At 73.0% G+C, this 18,967-nt stretch carries 23 protein-coding genes; 12 read left to right on the top strand and 11 right to left on the bottom strand.

What is annotated here, in order from left to right:
- Nucleotides 1-15: 15 nt before the first annotated feature.
- From BUE29_RS19240 to BUE29_RS19210, 6 genes are all read left to right on the top strand, one after another.
- A complete protein-coding gene (locus tag BUE29_RS19240; RefSeq protein ID WP_073392078.1) occupies nucleotides 16-2,088 on the top strand; it encodes a molybdopterin oxidoreductase family protein in 2,073 nt (690 codons plus the stop codon).
- Entirely contained in the window at nucleotides 2,085-3,596 is a 1,512-nt protein-coding gene (locus tag BUE29_RS19235; RefSeq protein ID WP_073392201.1) for an FAD-dependent oxidoreductase, read from the top strand. The genes BUE29_RS19240 and BUE29_RS19235 overlap by 4 nt, the downstream gene beginning before the upstream one ends.
- Nucleotides 3,597-3,728: 132 nt before the next feature.
- Nucleotides 3,729-4,664 (top strand): 1-phosphofructokinase family hexose kinase, encoded by a 936-nt coding sequence (locus BUE29_RS19230; RefSeq protein ID WP_234971525.1) that lies wholly within the window; start codon nucleotides 3,729-3,731, stop codon nucleotides 4,662-4,664.
- Complete coding sequence (locus BUE29_RS19225; RefSeq protein ID WP_073392076.1) at nucleotides 4,661-5,524, top strand: class II fructose-bisphosphate aldolase; 864 nt, start codon at nucleotides 4,661-4,663, stop codon at nucleotides 5,522-5,524. The genes BUE29_RS19230 and BUE29_RS19225 overlap by 4 nt, the downstream gene beginning before the upstream one ends.
- Before the next feature lie 75 nt (nucleotides 5,525-5,599).
- Complete coding sequence (locus BUE29_RS22220; RefSeq protein WP_143168269.1) at nucleotides 5,600-6,292, top strand: hypothetical protein; 693 nt, start codon at nucleotides 5,600-5,602, stop codon at nucleotides 6,290-6,292.
- Nucleotides 6,289-6,771, top strand: coding sequence for a hypothetical protein (locus BUE29_RS19210; protein ID WP_073392073.1), 483 nt, complete (start codon nucleotides 6,289-6,291; stop codon nucleotides 6,769-6,771). The genes BUE29_RS22220 and BUE29_RS19210 overlap by 4 nt, the downstream gene beginning before the upstream one ends.
- Here the strand turns inward: BUE29_RS19210 and BUE29_RS19205 are convergent.
- From BUE29_RS19205 to BUE29_RS19180, 6 genes are all read right to left on the bottom strand, one after another.
- Nucleotides 6,719-8,125 carry a nitrate/nitrite transporter gene (locus tag BUE29_RS19205; RefSeq protein WP_073392072.1) on the bottom strand — a complete coding sequence of 469 codons (1,407 nt, stop codon included), beginning with the start codon at nucleotides 8,123-8,125 and terminating at the stop codon, nucleotides 6,719-6,721. The two genes, BUE29_RS19210 and BUE29_RS19205, sit on opposite strands and share 53 nt — an antisense overlap.
- Before the next feature lie 156 nt (nucleotides 8,126-8,281).
- The gene (gene dinB, locus BUE29_RS19200) at nucleotides 8,282-9,463 is read right to left on the bottom strand and encodes a DNA polymerase IV (protein WP_073392071.1); all 1,182 of its coding nucleotides are present in this window, start codon (nucleotides 9,461-9,463) and stop codon (nucleotides 8,282-8,284) included.
- Nucleotides 9,464-9,587: 124 nt separating this feature from the next.
- Nucleotides 9,588-10,226: a DUF998 domain-containing protein gene (locus tag BUE29_RS23685; protein WP_073392070.1), complete on the bottom strand. Its 639-nt coding sequence runs from the start codon at nucleotides 10,224-10,226 to the stop codon at nucleotides 9,588-9,590.
- Nucleotides 10,223-10,483 (bottom strand): ECF-type sigma factor, encoded by a 261-nt coding sequence (locus BUE29_RS19190; RefSeq protein WP_143168268.1) that lies wholly within the window; start codon nucleotides 10,481-10,483, stop codon nucleotides 10,223-10,225. Before BUE29_RS19190 ends, BUE29_RS23685 begins: the two co-directional genes overlap by 4 nt.
- 174 nt (nucleotides 10,484-10,657) lie before the next feature.
- On the bottom strand, nucleotides 10,658-10,891 hold the full coding sequence (locus tag BUE29_RS19185; RefSeq protein WP_143168267.1) for a hypothetical protein: 234 nt from the start codon (nucleotides 10,889-10,891) through the stop codon (nucleotides 10,658-10,660).
- A gap of 175 nt (nucleotides 10,892-11,066) precedes the next feature.
- Nucleotides 11,067-11,930 carry a LysR family transcriptional regulator gene (locus BUE29_RS19180; RefSeq protein ID WP_073392068.1) on the bottom strand — a complete coding sequence of 288 codons (864 nt, stop codon included), beginning with the start codon at nucleotides 11,928-11,930 and terminating at the stop codon, nucleotides 11,067-11,069.
- 69 nt (nucleotides 11,931-11,999) lie between these two features.
- Here BUE29_RS19180 and BUE29_RS19175 point away from each other — a divergent pair, with 69 nt between their 5' ends.
- The 3 genes from BUE29_RS19175 to BUE29_RS19165 all read left to right on the top strand — a co-directional run bounded on the left by BUE29_RS19175 (nucleotide 12,000) and on the right by BUE29_RS19165 (nucleotide 14,111).
- Nucleotides 12,000-12,968 carry an EamA family transporter gene (locus BUE29_RS19175; protein ID WP_073392067.1) on the top strand — a complete coding sequence of 323 codons (969 nt, stop codon included), beginning with the start codon at nucleotides 12,000-12,002 and terminating at the stop codon, nucleotides 12,966-12,968.
- A 7-nt stretch (nucleotides 12,969-12,975) separates the two neighbouring features.
- Complete coding sequence (locus BUE29_RS19170; protein ID WP_073392066.1) at nucleotides 12,976-13,377, top strand: VOC family protein; 402 nt, start codon at nucleotides 12,976-12,978, stop codon at nucleotides 13,375-13,377.
- A gap of 134 nt (nucleotides 13,378-13,511) precedes the next feature.
- Nucleotides 13,512-14,111, top strand: a complete 600-nt coding sequence (locus BUE29_RS19165) for a YdeI/OmpD-associated family protein (RefSeq protein ID WP_073392065.1) — start codon at nucleotides 13,512-13,514, stop codon at nucleotides 14,109-14,111.
- Between the two features lie 27 nt (nucleotides 14,112-14,138).
- Here BUE29_RS19165 and BUE29_RS19160 read toward each other — a convergent pair whose 3' ends face one another.
- Complete coding sequence (locus BUE29_RS19160) at nucleotides 14,139-15,107, bottom strand: NADP-dependent oxidoreductase (protein ID WP_073392064.1); 969 nt, start codon at nucleotides 15,105-15,107, stop codon at nucleotides 14,139-14,141.
- A gap of 96 nt (nucleotides 15,108-15,203) precedes the next feature.
- Here BUE29_RS19160 and BUE29_RS19155 point away from each other — a divergent pair, with 96 nt between their 5' ends.
- Together BUE29_RS19155 and arr are read left to right on the top strand one after the other, a co-directional pair.
- On the top strand, nucleotides 15,204-15,782 hold the full coding sequence (locus BUE29_RS19155) for a TetR/AcrR family transcriptional regulator (RefSeq protein WP_073392199.1): 579 nt from the start codon (nucleotides 15,204-15,206) through the stop codon (nucleotides 15,780-15,782).
- Between the two features lie 80 nt (nucleotides 15,783-15,862).
- A complete protein-coding gene (gene arr, locus BUE29_RS19150; RefSeq protein ID WP_073392063.1) occupies nucleotides 15,863-16,285 on the top strand; it encodes an NAD(+)--rifampin ADP-ribosyltransferase in 423 nt (140 codons plus the stop codon).
- 60 nt (nucleotides 16,286-16,345) lie between these two features.
- Here arr and BUE29_RS19145 read toward each other — a convergent pair whose 3' ends face one another.
- Nucleotides 16,346-16,708 (bottom strand): VOC family protein, encoded by a 363-nt coding sequence (locus BUE29_RS19145; protein WP_073392062.1) that lies wholly within the window; start codon nucleotides 16,706-16,708, stop codon nucleotides 16,346-16,348.
- Nucleotides 16,709-16,815: 107 nt separating this feature from the next.
- Here BUE29_RS19145 and BUE29_RS19140 point away from each other — a divergent pair, with 107 nt between their 5' ends.
- Nucleotides 16,816-17,313, top strand: coding sequence for a GNAT family N-acetyltransferase (locus tag BUE29_RS19140; protein WP_073392061.1), 498 nt, complete (start codon nucleotides 16,816-16,818; stop codon nucleotides 17,311-17,313).
- Between the two features lie 22 nt (nucleotides 17,314-17,335).
- Here the strand turns inward: BUE29_RS19140 and BUE29_RS19135 are convergent, their stop codons facing one another.
- The 3 genes from BUE29_RS19135 to BUE29_RS19125 all read right to left on the bottom strand — a co-directional run bounded on the left by BUE29_RS19135 (nucleotide 17,336) and on the right by BUE29_RS19125 (nucleotide 18,922).
- The gene (locus BUE29_RS19135) at nucleotides 17,336-17,998 is read right to left on the bottom strand and encodes an HAD family hydrolase (RefSeq protein WP_073392060.1); all 663 of its coding nucleotides are present in this window, start codon (nucleotides 17,996-17,998) and stop codon (nucleotides 17,336-17,338) included.
- A gap of 55 nt (nucleotides 17,999-18,053) precedes the next feature.
- Nucleotides 18,054-18,419, bottom strand: coding sequence for a hypothetical protein (locus tag BUE29_RS19130; RefSeq protein ID WP_143168266.1), 366 nt, complete (start codon nucleotides 18,417-18,419; stop codon nucleotides 18,054-18,056).
- Nucleotides 18,420-18,502: 83 nt separating this feature from the next.
- Nucleotides 18,503-18,922 carry a hypothetical protein gene (locus tag BUE29_RS19125; RefSeq protein WP_143168265.1) on the bottom strand — a complete coding sequence of 140 codons (420 nt, stop codon included), beginning with the start codon at nucleotides 18,920-18,922 and terminating at the stop codon, nucleotides 18,503-18,505.
- Nucleotides 18,923-18,967: the final 45 nt, after the last annotated feature.

Here is an 18,967-nt window from a genome sequence, read left to right as displayed (position 1 = left end):
CGCGACGCTGGCGCCGTGACGCAGACGCACTGCCCGTACTGCGCGCTGCAGTGCGGCATGACGGTGACTCCCGGCACGAACGACACGGACGGCCCGACCGTCGGCGAGCGCGACTTCCCCACCAACCGCGGCGGGATGTGCCAGAAGGGCTGGACGTCCGCCGCGCTGCTCGGCGGTGACGGGCGCCTGACCACTCCCCTGGCCCGCGACTCGCGCGCGGAACCGCTGCGCCCCACGACGTGGGAGGACGCGCTGGACCGGACCGCCGCCGCGATCCGGCGGACGCAGCGGGCGCACGGCCGCGACGCGGTCGGGGTGTTCGGCGGTGGCGGGTTGACCAACGAGAAGGCCTACCTGCTGGGCAAGTTCGCCCGCGTCGCGCTACGAACCTCGGCCATCGACTACAACGGCCGCTTCTGCATGTCCTCGGCCGCCGCGGCGGGCAACCGGGCGTTCGGCGTCGACCGCGGGCTGCCGTTCCCGCTCCCCGACCTGGCCGACGCCGACTGCATCCTGCTCGTCGGCAGCAATCCGGCCGAGACCATGCCGCCGTTCACCCGCTGGCTCGCCGACCAGCGCGCCCGAGGCGGTGCGCTCGTCGTCGTCGACCCCCGGCTGACGCCCACGGCGCAACGCGCGACGCTGCACCTGCAGCTGACGCCGGGTACCGATCTGGCCCTCGCCAACGGCCTGCTGCACCGGGTGATCGCCGGCGGCCACGTCGACGTCGACTACGTCCGGGCGCGCACGACGGGGTTCGACGAGGTCGCCCGGGTGGTGGCCTCGTACTGGCCGGAGCGCGTCGAGCGCATCACCGGGGTGTCGGTGGCCGACCAGCAGGCCGCCGTCGACCTGCTCGTGCGGGCCGAGCGCGCGATGGTGCTCACCGCGCGGGGCGCCGAGCAGCACAGCAAGGGTGTCGACACCGTCAGCGCGCTGATCGACCTCGCCCTCGCGCTCGGTCTGCCGGGTCGGCCCGGCCGCGGATACGGCTGCCTGACCGGGCAGGGCAACGGGCAGGGCGGACGCGAGCACGGTCAGAAGGCCGACCAGCTGCCCGGCTACCGCCGCCTCGACGACCCCGCGGCGCGCGAGCACGTCGCGGGCGTGTGGGGCGTCGCCGCCGACGATCTGCCCGGCCCGGGCCGCTCGGCCTACGAGCTGCTGGCGGGCCTCGGTGACGCCGACGGCGTCCGCGCGCTGCTCGTCGCCGGCTCGAACGTCGTGGTCTCGGTGCCGTCGTCCGGACGGATCCGCGACCGGCTGGGTCGACTGGACTTCCTGGCGGTCAGCGACGTCGTGCTGTCCGAGACCGCCGCGCTCGCCGACGTGGTCCTCCCCGTGGCGCAGTGGGCCGAGGAGGACGGGACGATGACCAATCTGGAGGGCCGCGTGCTGCTGCGCAGGCAGGCGCTGCGTCCTCCACCCGGCGTGCGGACGGATCTCGACGTCGTCGCGGGTCTGGCCACGCGGCTGGGCGCGCCGGGCGAGTGGCCGACACTTCCGCGTGTGGTGTTCGACGAGCTGCGGCGGGCATCCGCCGGCGGCCCGGCCGACTACGCCGGCATCAGCTACGAGCGCATCGCCGCCGAGGACGGCGTTTTCTGGCCCTGCCCGGACGACGGGCACCCGGGCACGCCGCGCATGTTCCTCGACCGCTTCGCCACCCCGGACGGCCGGGCGCGTTTCGTGCCCGTCGAGCATCGGCCGGCGGCCGAGGACGTCGACGCCGACTACCCCGTCTACCTGACGACCGGGCGGGTGCTGCGGCACTACCAGAGCGGCGCGCAGACCCGCCGGATCGCGGCGTTGCGCGACGCGCATCCCGAGGCCGCCGTCGAGATCCACCCCGACCTCGCCGAGCAGCACGACCTCGGCGAGGGCAATCGGGTGCGGGTCGTGAGCCGGCGCGGCGCGGCCGAGGGACCCGTGCGCATCACCGACACCATCCGCACCGACACCGTCTTCATGCCCTTCCACTGGGGCGGCGCGAACTCGGTCAACGCGGTCACCAACGCCGCCCTCGACCCGATCTCGCGGATGCCCGAGTTCAAGGTGTGCGCCGTGCGACTGGAGCGCTGCCCGTGAGCTCGCTGGTCGTCGTGGGCAACGGCATGGCGGGGGCGCGCCTCGTGCAGGAGCTCCTCGCCCGCGACCCGGCGCGGGACCGGGACATCACCGTCGTCGGCGACGAGCCCGGCGGGGCCTACAACCGGATGCAGCTGTCGAACGTCCTCGCCGGGACCACCCGGTCGGACGCGATCGACCTCGCCCCGCCGGAGTGGTACGCAGCCCACGACGTGACCCTGGTCGCCGGCCGGGCCGTGACCGGGATCGACCGCGCGGCGCGCCGCGTGCACGTCGGCACGGGCGGCAGGGACGGCACAGCTGCCGCGCTGCCCTACGACGACCTCGTGCTCGCCACCGGCAGCGATGCCGTCCTGCCCCCCGTGGCCGGCCTGCTCACCGGCGACGGGCTGCTCCCGGGTGTGGCGACGTTCCGTACGCTCGCCGACTGCGTGCGCATCGACGAGCTGGCCCGTACGGCCGGTCGGGCGGTCGTGCTCGGCGCCGGGGTGCTCGGCCTCGAGGCGGCTCGGGGGCTCGCCGGCCGCGGTCTCGACGTCACCCTCGTCCAGCGGGGTCGACGGCTGATGGAACGCCAGCTCGACGCCGAGGCCGCCCGGACGCTGGCGCGCTCCCTCGCCGCGCTCGGGCTGACCGTCTCCACCGGCAGCGGCGTCGCCGGGGTCACCGGCGAGGACCGGCTGGACGGGGTCGTGCTCGGCGACGGCCGGCGGCTGCCGTGCGACCTGCTCGTGCTGTGCTGCGGCGTGCGACCCCGTGTCGAGCTCGCCACCGCGGCAGGGCTGCCGACCCGTCGCGGCGTCCTGGTCGACGACGAGCTGCGCAGCGTCGGCGACCCGCACGTCCGGGCGATCGGCGAGTGCGCCGAGCACGAGGGCACGACCTACGGGCTGGTGGCGCCGTGCTGGGAGCACGCCCGCGTCGTTGCGGACCTCCTGGCCGACCCGGCCTGCGGGACGCGCTACCGCGGCTCGGCCGTCGTCACCCGGCTCAAGGCCGCCGGTCTCGAGCTCGCCACGGTCGGTGAGGCGCACGCGGCCGGCGACGCCGACGACGACGCCGATCTCGAGGTCGTCCGCTTCAGCGACACCGCCCGGGGCGTCTATCAGAAGCTGGTGGTGCGCGACGGCCGGTTGACCGGCGCCATCCTGCTCGGCGACACCCGCACGGTGGGTACGGTCACGCAGCTCTACGACCGCGGCGCCCTGCTGCCGCCGGATCGCAGCGCGCTGCTGCTGCCACGCCGCGCGGGGGCGACCGAGGCCGTCGAGAGCCCTACGGCGCTGCCGGCCACCGCGACCGTCTGCCAGTGCAACGGCGTCACCAAGGGTGCGATCGTCTCGGCCTGGCAGGACGGCGCCCGCACCGCCGCCGACGTCGCGGCCCGCACCCGGGCCACGACCGGGTGCGGCACCTGCCGGGACACGGTGTGCGGGTTGGTCGAGTGGCTCGCCGCCGCCGACCCCGACGAGCCGGCGCCGACCCGCGTCCTCGATCGCGCCGGGTAACGACCGCACCCGAGAAAACGAGCAGTTCCGTGCAGCTGCTGCGTGTTCGTGGACAGTACCGCGCGATCTCGGCCAGGATGGGAGCGTGAACGAGCGCGACCTCCCCGGCAGCCGTCCCCGGTGATCCTCTGCGTGTGTCCCAGCCCCGCCGTGGACGTCACCTACGACGTCGCCCGATTGTCGGTCGGCGCGACCGTGCGGGTCACGCGGGTCACCCGCCGGCCCGGCGGCAAGGCGGTCAACGTCGCGCGGGTGCTCCACGCGATCGGCGAGCCCGTCCACGTGCTCGCACCCGTGGGCGGCACGACCGGCGCCGAGTTCGCCGCCGGGCTGGCCGCGCTGGGCGTCCCCACGACGCTCGTCCCCAGTTCGTGCCCCACGCGCAGCACGGTGACCGTCGTCGCCGACGACGGCACGACGACGGTGCTGAGCGAGCCGGCCGCCGTCGACTGCTGGGACGCGCTGCGGGAGGCGGTGACCGAGCTCGTCGCGCACGCGGACGTCGTCGTCGCGAGCGGCCGGCTGCCCGAGGGCGCACCGGACGACGCGTTCGCCACCGTCGTCGAGATCGCCCGGGCGGCGGGTCGGCCCGTCGTCGTGGACACCAGCGGTCCGGCGCTGCTCGCCGCGCTCGCCGCCGGGCCCACCGTCGTCAAGCCCAACGCCGACGAGCTGGCCGAGATCGCCGGCGTCGCCGACGGCAGCGCGCCGGTGGCCGCCGCCGGTCGGCTCGCGGCGTCCTCCGGTGCGACCGTCGTCGCGTCCCTCGGCGCGGACGGTGCCGTCGCCTGCACGGCCGGCCCCGCCGGCGAGCGAGCCTGGCACGGCCGGCCCGCCGCGCCACTCGCCGGCAACCCGACGGGCGCCGGCGACGCGGCCGTGGCGGGCATCGCCCGGGCGCTCCGCCACGATCCGCACGCCGCGTCCCCACCGGTCGAGCTGCTGCGCGACGCGGTCGCGCTCGGTGCCGCCGCCGTGCTGTCGCCGGTCGCCGGCGACGTCGACGCCGCACACCACGCCGATCAGCTCGCCGGCGTCACCGTGCACGAGCTGGCGGACGTGCGATGACGCTCGCGCCGACGGGTGACCTCGTCGCCGCCGCGGTCGCGGCCGGCACGGCCGTCGCTGCCGTCAACGTCATCACCCTGGAGCACGCCGAGGCCATCGCCGCGGCGGCCGAGACCAGCGGGACCGCGGTCGTCATGCAGCTGAGCGAGAACGCGGTGCGCTACCACGGCGGTCGCCTCGGCCCCATCGCCGCGGCGACGCACGCCATCGCGACCGCCGCGACCACGCCGGTCGCACTGCACCTCGACCACGTCACCGACGACGAGCTCGTGGCCGCGGCGCTCGAACCGCCGTTCGTCACGATGTTCACGTCGGTCATGTACGACGCCGGGCACCTGCCCTACGGCGAGAACGTGTCGCGCACGGCCGACGTCGCGCGGCGCGCCCACGCCGCCGGACTCTGGGTCGAGGCCGAGCTCGGCTACGTCGGCGGCAAGCCCGACGCCGTGCGCAGCGCCCACGCCGAGGGGGTCCGCACCGACCCCGCCGAGGCCGAGCGCTTCGTCGCCGAGACCGGGGTCGACGCGCTCGCCGTCGCGGTCGGCAGCTCGCACGCCATGACCGACCGGACCGCGCGCCTCGACATCGACCTCGTCGCGGCCCTGCGCGACCGGCTGCCGGTGCCCCTCGTGCTGCACGGCTCCTCCGGCGTGCCCGACGACGAGCTGCGCCGTGCCGTGGCCGCCGGCATCGGCAAGGTCAACGTCGGGACGCTGCTCAACGTCGCGCTCACCGGCGCCGTCCGCGACGCCCTCACCGATCCGCGGCTCACCGATCCCCGCAAGTACCTCGCGCCGGGTCGCGACGCGATGCGCCGCAGCGTCGACCAGGTGCTCGCCACGCTGCGCCCGCTCGGCTGAGGGCGACCGGTACCGCCCGCACGCCGTCGTCCGCGACGGGCCGCGGCCGACGCGCGGCTGCTCTAGGCTGCCGCCATGACGATGCCGCCTCCGGGTCCGGGCCGGCCCGCACAGTGGAATCCGCAGGGCAACCCGCCCACCCGGCAGCAGGGTTACACCGCGCCCGGGCCGTACGGCGGGCCGCCGCCCAACGGCCCCCCGGCACCGGCCGGTGGCCCCGGCGGGCACCGCGGGCAGGGCGGTCCCGGTGGGCAGGGCGGTCCCGGTGGGCAGGGCGGTCCCGGTGGGCAGGGCGGCCCCGGTGGACCGGCCGCGCCGTGGGGCCCGGGCCGGCCGCCGGAGGCGCACGCCGGCGGTGCCCCGTCGGCTGCCGGCGCGGTGTGGCTGCTCGGTCTCGTCGGCCTCGTCGCGGTGATCGTCGGGCTCTCGGTGCCCGAGAACGACAAGACGGCGTGGGAGTCGGTGCACGCCTGGGGCGCGATCGCGATCCTCGGCGCGGTGCTCACGCTCGTCCCCGCGGCCGGACCGTCGCTCGGGCTGACCCGCGAGCGCGCGTGGCGGGTGGGCGCGTTCGGCGCGGGCGCGCTGCTGCTGTTCTGGGTGCTGTTCACCTTCCCGGACGCCGGCAGCAACACGAGCCTGGCCGTCACCGTCGGGGTCGCCGCCGGGCTGGCCGCCGTCTGGCGCGCCCCGGGTCGTCCGGTGTCGGCGGGCGCGCCGCCGCGGCCTACCGTCGGTGAGCCGCCCCGCAACCCGCCGGCCTGGTGACGCCGCTGCTGCGGGCGCCGTCGACGGCCGTCCGCCTCGCGGGCGCGGCCGTGCTGTGCCTCGTCCCCATGCGGTTGACCTGGCGGGTGGACGTCCTGCCGGGCACCACTCTGTACGGCGACTGCAACTACAGCAGCGGGCCGTACTGCGTCGGGGACCAGTACCTGCCCGGCTCCACGACGACCACCCTGGTCGCGCGGTCGCCCGCCGCGGTGTTCCTCCTGGTCGCGATCGTGGCGCTGGGCTACTGCGCCGCGACCTCGCGCACGGCCCGGACGCTGACCGTCGCGCGCGCGGGTTGCGCGGCCGCGGCCGTCGCGCTCGTGCTCGCGGCTCGGCAGGGCGCCGCCACGACCGCCGCCTGCGTCGCCGTCGCGCTGCTCGCCGCCGGACCGCCGGTGCTCGCGGCCACGACGGCGCGACGGCTCAGACCCCCTCGAGCCGGTGCTGCGACACCCGCAGGTACACCACCCAGGTGACGACCGCGCACACGACGTAGTAGCCGATGAACGCGAGGTAGGCGCCGTCGCCGGTTCCCGAGCTCAGGAACGACTGCCGGAACGCGATGTTGACGAGCACTCCGCCGAACGCCCCGACGGCGCCGGCGATGCCGATCACGGCGTTGGCCAGGCGACGCGACTCGTGCTCCGCGGCCGCCGCGTCCCCTCCGTCCGCGACGTCTTTTTGCGCTTTCGTGCGAAAAATGGCGGGGATCATCTTGTACGTCGAACCGTTCCCGACCCCACTGAAGACGAACAGCGTGACGAAGCCGACGAAGAACAGTCCGAGCGAATCCTGCTGCGAAGCCACGAAGACCACCGCGGCGGCGATCGCCATCAGCACGAAGTTCCAGAACGTGGTCCGGGCACCGCCCACCCGGTCGGCGAGCCAGCCACCGACCGGCCGGATCAGCGATCCCACGAGCGGGCCGAGGAACGTCAGGTACGCGACCTTGACGGCGTCGATCTTGCCGTCGGTCAGGAAGTGCGAGCCGAACTGGTTCTGCAGCACCTGGCCGAAGGCGAACCCGAATCCGATGAACGAGCCGAACGTGCCGATGTAGAGCACGGACACGATCCAGGTGTGGGCTTGCTTCGTCGCGTCACGCATCGCGCGCTTCTCGTTGCGCACGTGGGCGATGTTGTCCATGAACAGCGCGGCTCCCAGCGCGGCCAGCACGATGAGCGGGATGTAGATGGCGAGCATCACGCGCGGGTGCTCCTTGCCGGCCGTCGCGAGCACGAGCAGGCCGACGATCTGGATCGCGGCGACGCCGATGTTGCCGCCGCCGGCGTTGAGGCCCAGCGCTGTTCCCTTCAGCCGCTGCGGGTAGAAGGAGTTGATGTTGGCCATGGACGACGCGAAGTTGCCGCCGCCGACGCCGGCCAGCGCGGCGACGAGCAGCAGCGTGCCGTAGGACACCCCCGGGGTCACGACGAACGCCGCGACCACGGTGGGGACGAGCAGCAGTGACGCGCTGACGACCGTCCAGTTGCGTCCCCCGAACTTCGCGACCGCGAAGGTGTAGGGCAACCGCACGACGGCGCCGAGTGCGGTCGGCAGCGTCGTCAGCAGGAACTTCTCGGCCGCCGCGTGCTTGGGGTCGGTGCTGAAGCCGTACTCGGGCGTCAGGAACAGCACCAGCACCGACCACAGGCTCCAGATCGAGAAGCCGACGTGCTCGCCGAGGATGGAGAAGATCAGGTTGCGCCTCGCGACCCGCTTGCCGGTCGTCTCCCAGAAGCGCGGGTCTTCGGGGTGCCAGTCGGTGATCCACCGCGGGTTCGCGGCTTTCTCGACCGGGGCGGTCGGGCGCGGCGCCGTCGTCGTCATCGTCGGTCCTCCTGGGTCGGCCGCGGCGAGGGCTGCACCGCTGGGCTGCTGGCGCACAGCCTCGTGGCCGCCGGTTGTCGGTGTGAGACGACGCCGTTACCGCCACGGAACGTCGGTCTCTCACCGGGTCGTCGTCCGCTGTGAGCCCGAGCGACATCAGTCCTGCTCGAGCATCGGCATGTCGGGGCCCGCGGAACGCCCCAGCAGGGCGGCGCGACGCACGGAGTCCCGGCCGAACCTCTCGTGCAGGGTGTCGAGGACCGGATCCAGCGCGCTGGTGTCCTTCGCCGCGAACGGCAGCTCGAGCTGCCGTTCGTCGGCATCGTCGAGGTTGGTCAGCGACACGCCGATCAGCGTGCAGCCGCGTTCGTGGACGAGTGGCTCCACCGCGGCCAGCAGCGTGCGCGCCGTGGCCAGCAGCGGCGCGGTCTCCCAGGTCGCGCGCAGCGTGGTGTGCGAGCGCGTGATGCGGGTGAAGTCCTCGAAGCGCAGCCGTAACACCATCGTGCGGCACACCCGCCGGGCCTTGCGCAGCCGGCGGCAGGTCTTGTCGACGAGCCCCACCAGGGTCTTGTCGATCTCGTCGAGGGACAGCCGGCGGCGCGAGCCGAGCGCGTGCTGCGCACCGATGCTGCGACGGCGGCGGCCGACGACGACCGGGCGCGGGTCACGGTTGTGGGCGAGCGCGTGCAGGTGCCGCCCGGAACCCGCACCCAGCATGGCCACGAGCACGTCGAGCGGCAGCGCGGCGACCTCGCCGACGGTGAACAGCCCGCGGTCGTGCAGCTTGGCGGTGGTCACGGCGCCGACCCCCCACAGCTTCTGCACCGGCAGCGGATGCAGGAACGCCAGCTCGCCGTCGGCGGGGACGAGGCGCAGCCCGTCGGGCTTGGCGACGCCGCTCGCCACCTTCGCCAGGAACTTGGTGCGGGCGATGCCGACGGTGATGGCCAGGCCGACCTCGTCGCGCACCCGCTCCCGCAGCCCCACCGCGATCTCCACCGGAGTGCCCGACACCTGCCCGAGGCCGCCCACGTCGAGGAACGCCTCGTCGACCGAGATGCCCTCCACGAGCGGCGTGACGTCGCGGAAGATGGCGAACACCTGCCGGCTCGCCTCGACGTAGCACTCGAAGCGCGGCCGCACGACGATCGCGTGCGGGCACAGCAGCCGGGCCTGCCGCCCGCCCATGGCCGACCGCACACCGAACGCCTTGGCCTCGTAGCTCGCGGCCAGCACCACCCCGCCCCCGACCACCACCGGCCGGCCCCGCAGCGACGGCTCGTCGCGCTGCTCGACCGACGCGTAGAAGGAGTCGAGATCGGCGTGCAGGATCACGACGCGCCCCCGGCGATGGCCGGGGGCGCGGGAGCGGTAACACGCGACATGTGTCGAGGCTAGCTCACGTGTTCGATTTGCGATTGACGCACACCCCGCTGGGTCGCGTGCTCGCAGGGCGCCGCTAGGTCGGGCGCAGAGCGCGAGCCATGACAGCACCGAGCCACAGCAGGCCATCGGCGACGCAGAGGCGCTGCCAGTAACCAGCGGACGCGGACCACCGCTGCGATCCACTGAATCCGGCTGTCGCTGCCGCGAGACTCGCGAGCATGGTCACGCTCACGACGCCGCTACCCACCGCCCAGGCTCCGTTGCCTTGTCGCGCGCTCGCCATCGAGTGCGATGCGGCTGCGACCGGGAGCCCGAGGAACGTGGGGATCGACACGGCGTCGTGGGCTATTCCGGACTTGGGGCGCTGATCGACCGGCATCCGAGTGCCGGGCGGATATCCGTTGACCGGGTCGGTCGCGAACAGGGACGCAAGGAAGATCCCCGCCGACGCCGCCGTGATCGCTACCAGACTGACTGCGTTCGGCCTTCGCGCGGAATGGCGAAGCCCTGCCGCACCGGCCAGACAGAGAGTGCCGGTCACGGCGAAATTCGCAGTCTGCACGCTCTTGCGGGTTCCGAGCACCAACGAGCTCACGGGGTGCCGTCGCGCGCTGTACCCGTCGCGGGTCGCCCCGTCGACCGTCGAGATGATCAAGAAGATCGGCCCGGCTCCGGCACCACCTCTGAGGGCCCACCGCCGCCAGCCCGTCACGAGTGGCCACCCGCCAGGCGCGAGCCGGCGTACTTACGATGGACAGCCTGCTTCGACACGCCCAGACATGCAGCGATCTCCGCCCACGCGAGCCCCGACACGCGCGCCCGGCGGACCACCACTGCTTCACGTCGTTCCATCACGCGACGCAGGTCGGCCGCGCAGCGCAGTGCGGCCTGCGGGTCATCGTCATCCATGAAAGTGGTCATGAGCGCCGCCAAGTCCTGACTCATCTGCCGTCCACCGTTCGTCAACATCTGTTGACAAACTAGAGCCCGCCAGCGGTCGACGTCAACCGATGTTGACGCATGGCGAGTGGACCGCAAACTGACGCTGCCAGTACTTCACGCAAAACATTTCCGATGCTCGCACCCGATGTCCGATGACCCCGCACGCCGTCAAGCCCGGCCGGGTCGCTCGGCAGGCGCTGGTCAGCGGATCTTGATGTAGTCCGGAAGATCTGGCGGGAGGTCTTGGCGTATCTCGGCGAAGAGCGCTGCGGGCACGACGAGGTCACAGCCGCGCGAGAGGGCGGCCATGATCGCGTCCGCGACGTCCTGGACGTGGGAGAAGCCCGGTTCACCGGCACGGCGTGCGGCGATGACGCCTTCGTAGGGCTGGTCGAGCGCGACCAGCTCGATGGGGACGGGTCCGTCGTCGTTCATGTGACTCCACATCGGCCGCGGGTGGAACGCCACTATGCCGTGGGGCACGCGGGGGCCGCCCACTTCGTCCCGAGACTCGTCGGGCTCCGCGACACCTGACGACCCGTGACGGCCCAGGGCCGACGCGCTGTGACCGGTCCGTCGGGTCCGCAGGCGGCGGCCGTCTCCCGCGGGGTCAGCGGCTGGTGACCACCCGGGTCACCAGCTCGGCGAACTCGGCGGTGGCGGGGTGGGTGGGCCGTACGGGCCAGGCAAGGTGCACGGCGAGCCGCTCGGCATCGTCGATCGGCACGAAGGTCACACCGGGGTGCGCGTGCTGGGACGCCGTCGACTCCCCCGTCACGCCGATGCCGAGTCCGCCGGCGATCTCGGTGAGCCAGTCGTCGGTGTTGTCGACGGTCAGCGCGACACGCGGCCGCTCGCTAGGCGGCCAGAGGTCGAGCCGGGTGATGCCGTAGTGGGTGATCACGACGGTCTCGTCGCGCAGCTCGCCGAGCAGGATCGATTCCTGCGCGGCCAACCGGTGGCCGACGGGCAGGACCGCCATCCGGGGCTCCCGAAAGAGCAACTGGGTGACGCGGTCGGATCGTTCGAACTCGCCACGGACCACCGCGACGTCGGCGATGCCGCGGTCCAGCCCGCCGTCCGCGTGATCGACGCGATGGACCTCGAGCGGAACCTGCGGGTAGTCGCTGCGCCACCGACGCATCACCTCGCCGGTGTGTCGGCCGAGCGCCGACCACGCATAACCGAGCCGCAGCGGGCGCGGTTGGCGGCCGGCGGCCGCCGCCACGTCGTCGACGGCGGCGAGCGCGGCCACCGCAGCCCGGTAGGTGCGCACGCCGACATCGGTCAGCGCCACGGAACGAGTCGTGCGCGTCACCAACTGCCCTTCCAGCAAGGCCTCGAGCGCGACGACGGTCCGTGAGAGCGCCGGCTGCGAGATGCCGAGACGGGCGGCGGCAGCGGTGAACGTCCCCTCCTCGGTCACTGCCACCAATGCCCGCAGGTGACGGAGCTCGAGGGGGTTCGGATCCATGACCGAGGAGCATAGATGCCCTGCGACGGGTATTTCCCCACGACGGCATGGCGCTCCTACCGTGACGGCATGGCCGGCCCAGGATCGCGAGACACGGCGACGGGGTCCGCCCTCGCCGTCGTCAGCGTGTTGTCGGTGCAGTTCGGCGCCGCCGTCGCCGCCTCGCTGTTCGACCGCATCGGCGCGCTCGGCGCCGTCGCCCTGCGGCTCACGGCCGCGTCCCTGGTGCTGGTCACGCTCACCCGGCCGTGGCGACGCGTACGCACCCGCGCCGACCTCGAGGCGGCGTTCGTCTTCGGTGCCGTCTTCGCCGGCATGCACACCACGCTCTACCTCGCGATCGAACGGCTGCCGCTGGCAACCGTCGTCACGCTCGAGTTCCTCGGTCCGCTCGGCGTCGCCATCGTGACCGCCCGGTCGTGGACGACGCGGGTCTGGGCGCTCCCGGCGGCGGTCGGGGTCGCCCTGCTCGCCGGCGTCCTGCCCGGCGGCGATCCGCGCGGCGGCGATCTGCTCGGCGTCGGGTTCGCGTTGTCGACCGCATGCTGCTGGGCCGGCTACATCGTGCTGAGTGGGCGACTCGGCCGCAGCGGCACCGGCCCGGCGGGCCTGGCGGTGGGGTGCGCAGCCGGTGCGGTGGTGATGCTTCCCGTCGGCGCCGCCACCGCGGGCGCCGACCTGCTGCAACCCCAGGCCCTCGCCGTCGGTCTCGCCGTGGGCGTCCTGTCCAGCGCCATTCCCTACAGCCTGGACCTCCTCGCGCTACGGCGGCTGCCCACGGCGGTCTTCGGCGTGCTCACCAGCCTCAACCCCGCCGTCGCCGCGCTGGCCGGCTTCGTCCTGCTCGTCCAGACGCCGTCACGGACTCAGCTCGGCGGCATCGCCTTGGTCACGCTGGCCAGCGGCGGGGTCACGATCGGTCGAACCGTCCGCACCGCCACGGCGCGCCGCGCAGTCCGACGAAGGCCGCTGCCGCACGCCGGCCCCGAGTCGCGACGATCGCCGAACGCGACCCGGCTGGGCCGAGCGTCTCTATAGTCCCGGGATGCAGCTCGAGCAGGTCGCCCTGATCGTCGAGGACTACGACCGGGCCATCGACTTCTTCGTCGACGTCCTCGGCTTCGACCTCGTCGAGGACTCGCCGGCGCTGACGAACGACGGACGGGCGAAGCGCTGGGTCGTCGTCCGGCCTCCCGGCTCGCGGACTGCGCTGCTGCTCGCCCGGGCCGACGGCGACCGGCAGGCCCGCGCCGTCGGCGAGCAGTTCGCCGGCCGTGTCGGGTTCTTCCTGCGCGTCGAGGACTTCGCGGACAGCTACGCACGCCTGCGTCGAGCGGGCGTCGAGTTCGTCAGCGAGCCGCGGCACGAACCGTACGGCGACGTCGTGGTGTTCCGCGACATCGCCGGGAACCGGTGGGACCTGCTGGGCCCGGAGCCCGAGCGATGAGCGACGGCGGCCGGCGCGGACCTCGGCGGCGCGAGTAGGGCGCGGCCGCAACGTCCTGCTCGATGTCGACGGGTCACCGCAGTGACGCACGGGCCCGCTTGTGGGACGTCATCGCGTACGGGCAAGGTTGCGGAATGGGAAGCGAGCTACCGCCCCTGACCGTCGCCGACGCCGCGGCGTGGCGAGCGTGGCTGCACGAGCACCACGGTGAGCACGGCGGCGTGTGGCTGACGCTCGGCAAGAAGGGCGCGACCGGGCCCACCAGCCTCACCTACGGTCAGGCGCTGGAAGAGGCGCTGTGCCACGGCTGGATAGACGGGCAGGTCCGCGGCGGCGACGAGCGCAGCTACCGGCAGCGGTTCACGCCGCGCACCGCGCGCAGTGGGTGGTCGAAGCGCAACACCACCATCGCCGAGGAGCTGATCGCGCAGGGGCGCATGCACCCGGCCGGCCTGGCCGCGATCGAGCGGGCCAAGGACGACGGCCGCTGGGCGGCCGCCTACGCCGGCGCGGCCACCATCACCGTGCCGCCCGACCTCGAGGCGGCGCTCGCCGCGAATCCTGCCGCACGGCAGCTGTTCGAGACCCTCACCGGTCAGAACCGTTACGCCGTCCTGTACCGCATCGAGACCGCCAAGCGGGCCGACACGCGTCGCCGGCGCATCGAGCAGTTCGTCGCCATGCTCGAACGCGGCGACACCGTCTACCCGCAGCGCAGCCGACCACCCGGCTGATCGTCACGCGGCCGGCCGGTACCGGGCCTACTCGCCGGCGAGGTCGATGACGACCTTGCCGTGCACGTGCCGGGCGGCCTGCAGCTCGACCGCCTCCCGGATCCGCTCGACCGGGAAGGTGGCGGCGATGGGCACGCGGAGCCGGCCCGCGGCGACCAGCCGAGCGATCCGGTCGAGCGCACCGGGGGCGGCGTCGGCGCCGTTGGCCGGCGTGATCCCGTCGATCCTCCCGGCGATGGTCGTGATGCGCTCGTCCCGGACGCCCAACTGCCGAGCCGCCAGCGCGGTGTCGGCGCCGAAGAGGTCGATCGCCGCGGTGACGCCCTGGGGCGCCACGGCGCGAACGCGATCCGGCATGCCCTCGCCGTAGGCGACCGGTTCGGCTCCCAACGCCCGCAACACGTCCGCCGAGGACGCCGATCCGGTGCCGATCACCCGCGCCCCGGCGAGGCGCGCGAGCTGGACGACGAAGACGCCGACACCGCCGCCGGCACCACCGACGAGCACCGTGTCATCCGGCCCCGCCCCGACGACGGCCAGGGCGGCGGACGCCGTGCACCCCGCGATGGTCAGCACGGCGGCGGTCCGGTCGTCCAGGCCGTCGGGGGTGCGGTGCACGTCCCCGGCCGTCGCGATGGCTCCTGCCTGCTCCACCAGGACGTAGTCGGCGACGGCGCGGGACATGGCGCCGCCGAACACGCGATCGCCGACCGCGAAGTCGGTCACGCCCGGACCGACCTGATCCACGACGCCGGCGTAGTCGGTGCCGAAGCCGCAGGGCAGGCTCAACCCGAAGCGCGTCGCGGTCTCCGCGTCCGAGGTCATGAACCAGTCCATCGGATTCAGCCCGGCCGCGGTGACCCTCACGCGCAGCTGCTCGGCGACGGCCTGCGGGGCGGGGACGTCGTTCAGGCGCAGGGCGTCCGGACCCCCGAACGACTCGAACTGCACCGTCCTTCCGGTGGCCGGTGTCGGGGTTCCTGACGAGTCGGGCATGGGGGATCGTCCCTTCGACGGCTGCGGACCGGAGCACTAAGCGGACTATGCTCCGGTTGTTCTTCGACCGTACCACCTAAGTGGAGCGTGATCCGTTTGCCCGAGTCGTCGGCGCCCGCGTTGCGCGCGGACGCAGCCCGCAACCGTGACCAGGTGCTCGCCGTGGCGACACGGGTGTTCGGCACCGCCGACCGGGAGCCCTCGATGCGCGCGATCGCACGCGAGGCCGGCGTCGGTATCGGCACGCTCTACCGGCACTTCCCCACGCGCGAGTCGCTCGTCGACGCGGTGTACCGCGACCAGGTCGTCCGCCTGACCAGCGGCGCCGACGAGCTGCTGGCCGAGCTGTCCCCCAGCGCGGCGCTGCGTCGCTGGATGGACCTGTTCGGGGACTGGATCGCGACCAAGAACGGGATGCTCGACACCCTGTTGACCATGATCGAGTCCGGCGAGATCGCCCACGACCGGACGCGGACCGAACTCCACTCGGCGGTCGAGCGGATCCTGCGGGCGGGCCGCACGACGGGCGAGTTCGGTGTGGACGTCACCGCCGAGGACGTCGCGGCGAGCCTCATCGGCGTCTTCACCGTTGCGCCACTGCCCGATCACCGTGCCCGCGCGCACCGCCTGCTGGACATCGTGAGCAACGGCCTGCGACCGCCACCACCAGGATAGGGCGCGGGACGGGGCTTGCGGCAAGACCCGGGGGCTGCGCCAGAGTGGCGCGTCCGATCAGCCGTACGGAGGGATACAGGGTGACCGCACCGCTCGACGAGGGGCCGTTCTTCCACGGCACGATCGCGCAGCTGGGCACGGGTGACCTGCTCACCGCGGGCCGCGCGTCGAACTACCGTCCCGAGATCGTGATGAACCACGTCTACTTCACCGCCCTGCTCAGCGGTGCCGGCCTCGCCGCCGAGATCGCGGCCGAGCTCGCGCCGCGCGACGCGGTCCCGCGGGTCTATGTCGTCACGCCGACGGGTCCGTACGAGAACGACCCGAACGTGACCGACAAGAAGTTCCCCGGCAACCCCACCCGGTCCTACCGCAGCAGCGCGCCATTGCGGATCGTCGACGAGACCGCCGACTGGCCGCGGTTGACGCCCGAACAGCTGCAGACGTGGCGGGAACGACTCACGGCTCTGCTGTCGAGCGAGCACGCCGAGATCATCAACTGAAGCGTGCCACGGTCGGCGGCGCGCACGTCGGCGACAGCGCGGCCGGACGGTGCCCCGAGCTCACTCGTTCGGGTCGTGGTGCTGGGCGATGTTCAGCACCACGCCACCGGGCGCCCGGACGAAGAAGCGACGGATCCCCCACGCCTCGGTCGTCAGCGGGTGGACGATCTCGTAGCCGTGGCGTCGGGCGGCGGCATAGGCCTCGTCCACGTCGTCGACCTTCACGGTGAGCAGCGGGTTCTGCGGGCCGGTCGCGTCTCGCGTCAGCAGCTGGACGTGCTCGCCCGACGAGGGCACGACGAATCTCGTGACCCAGTCCAGTCCGAGGTCCTCGCGGTCGAGGCCGAGGAAGTCGGCGTAGAAGGCGGTGGCCTCGTCCAGGTCGGGCACCGCGAGATCGGCCGTCACCCGAATGACCCGCATCAGCGACTCCGTCCGTCGTCGTAGGGTTCGCGCCCTTCGTAGTCCGCGGGCAGCCCGGCGTCAACGGGACCTACTCTTCGCGGATGCGACGACGAGGGCTGCGACCCGTGACCCGGGACGAGACCGGCGCGTTGCAAGCGCTGCTCGACGCCGCCGCGGACTACACCCGGGACGCACTGGGTCGACCGCCCCGCCCGGGTGACGCCGTCGCCGTGCTCGACGGTCGACCCGACGGGGTGTCGCCGATCGACAAGTTCGCGTTCGGGTCGTGGCACGACAGCGAGCTCGTGGCGTTCGCCGACGTCGTTCGCGGCTACCCGGCCGCCGACGTGGCGTACCTCGGCCTGCTGGTCGTTCACCCGAACCACCGCCGACGCGGCGTCGCCCGCACGTTCCACGACGACCTGGTGATGTGTCTGCGCAGCTGGGACGAGATCGCACGGGTACGCCTCAGCATCGTCGCCACCAATGCCGTCACCGCCGAGCCGTTCTGGTCCGCGCTCGGCTACGCGCCGACCGGTGAGTCGCGTCCGATCCGCCGAGACGACGGCGTGGCCACCACCGTCGCGTTCTGGGAACGCGCCGTCGACCGGCGCGCTCGCTGACGGCTCGGTCGAGAGCCGCGCGTCACGACGTCGCGCGGGCCAGCGGCGTGCCCTCGATGGCGGCGCGGAACTCGACGAGCGACTGGAACACCTGGACCGCGCCCGCCTCGTGGAGCTCGCCGACGGAGTAGCCGCCGCTGCGTACGGCGATGGTAGGGATCTTGAGCTTGCTCGCGGCGACGACGTCCCAGGTCGAGTCGCCGATCATGATGCCGGCCGCACCCTCGACCTTGGCGAGCGCCGTGGAGACGAGATCAGGCTCGGGCTTGCTCGTCTCGGCGTCCTCGGACGTGGTCCACGCGTCGGCGAGCGACTTGCCGTCGACGAGGTCGAGGAACACGTCGACGTGCTTGGCCTTGCCCGAACTCGCGAGCACCAGCTTGAAACCGCGGTCCTTGACCTCCTGCAGCAGCTCGTGCGCGCCCTCGAACGGCTCGATGTCGCCGAGCAATCGGTCGAACTCCTCGACCCAGGCGTCGCGCAGGTCGTCCCCGTGCTCCTGCTCCACGTCCTGGCCGGCGACGTCGGGGACGAGGTTGTCGCCGCCCATGCCGATCGCGCGGTGGATGCGCCAGAGGGGTCGGGAGACGTCGTAGCGACGGAACGCCCGCTGCCACGCCAGGGCGTGCTGGTAGTTGGTGTCGACCAGCGTGCCGTCGACGTCGAAGATCGCGGTGTCAGCCATTCCCCGATCCTGCCCCGCCCACGACGTGCGCCATCACCGCAGTCGCCGTGGCGGCCTACCCGGCGACGACCGCGGTGCCGCAGCTGAAGGGAGTGCCGGAGGCCCCGTTCTGCCGGCATGCCCAGATCCTGACCGGGGAGCTCTCGCGGGTGATGTCATGGTAGGCGGAGCGGCTGGTGCCCTCGCCCGTTCCGACGTACACATGCTCGTAGGTCGCCCAGCCCCCGTTGGCCTGCTGGACCTGGATCCATCCGACGACGCCGACGGAATCCTTGTCGTCGTCGTAGACGGTGTAGACATCGATCCGGTCGTCGAAGGTCGTGTGCCCGGCGATGTGACCGGTGTCCGAGGTGTAGGCCTTGCCGCTCGCCGCCAAGGCGGACGGGGCCGTGATCACCAGCACCGTCCCGACGGCTGCCACGGCCGCCACGCCGCCGGTCGCGCGGCGACGCGCAACGCCGCGGTACACGTCGCCCGCGGCCCGGGCATGATCGCGACGCGCCATCACGTCTTCGAACTGTCGGTCGCCGCGCCGTCGGTGTACTGGCTCAGCTTGTTGCAGGCGCTGTGGCTGCCGTCGCACCGCCCGGCGAACCTGATGTAGATGGTCTTGCCCTCCGGGAAGGACTTGTTGCACTCGCGCAGGGACTGCTCGCCGCCGGTGTTTACGCACAGCCCGGTGCGGCCGATCGAGGGAATCGACCAGAACGCCGCGACGCGCATGTTGTCCTTCTCCGTGTCCTTGACGTAGATCTCGTCGCCGCCACGCTCGTAGACGGCTTCGCCGTAGAAGTTCCCGGAGTACGCGTCCTCGTGCGCCCAGTAGTCACCCTGTACCGCGATCTGGTACTCGTACGTGTCGGCCAGCGCCGGGTTCGCCGCCACGATCATCGCGGTGAAGCCCGCTGCCGCGATTCCTATCAATCGAGATATTTTCACGATGACCTGCTTCCGCTGTCGAGGAATGGA

It is taken from the genome of Jatrophihabitans endophyticus (assembly GCF_900129455.1).
Classification (GTDB): domain Bacteria; phylum Actinomycetota; class Actinomycetes; order Mycobacteriales; family Jatrophihabitantaceae; genus Jatrophihabitans; species Jatrophihabitans endophyticus.
Note: the sequence above shows the minus strand (reverse complement) of the source record. Positions and strands in the feature narration are given on the sequence as shown.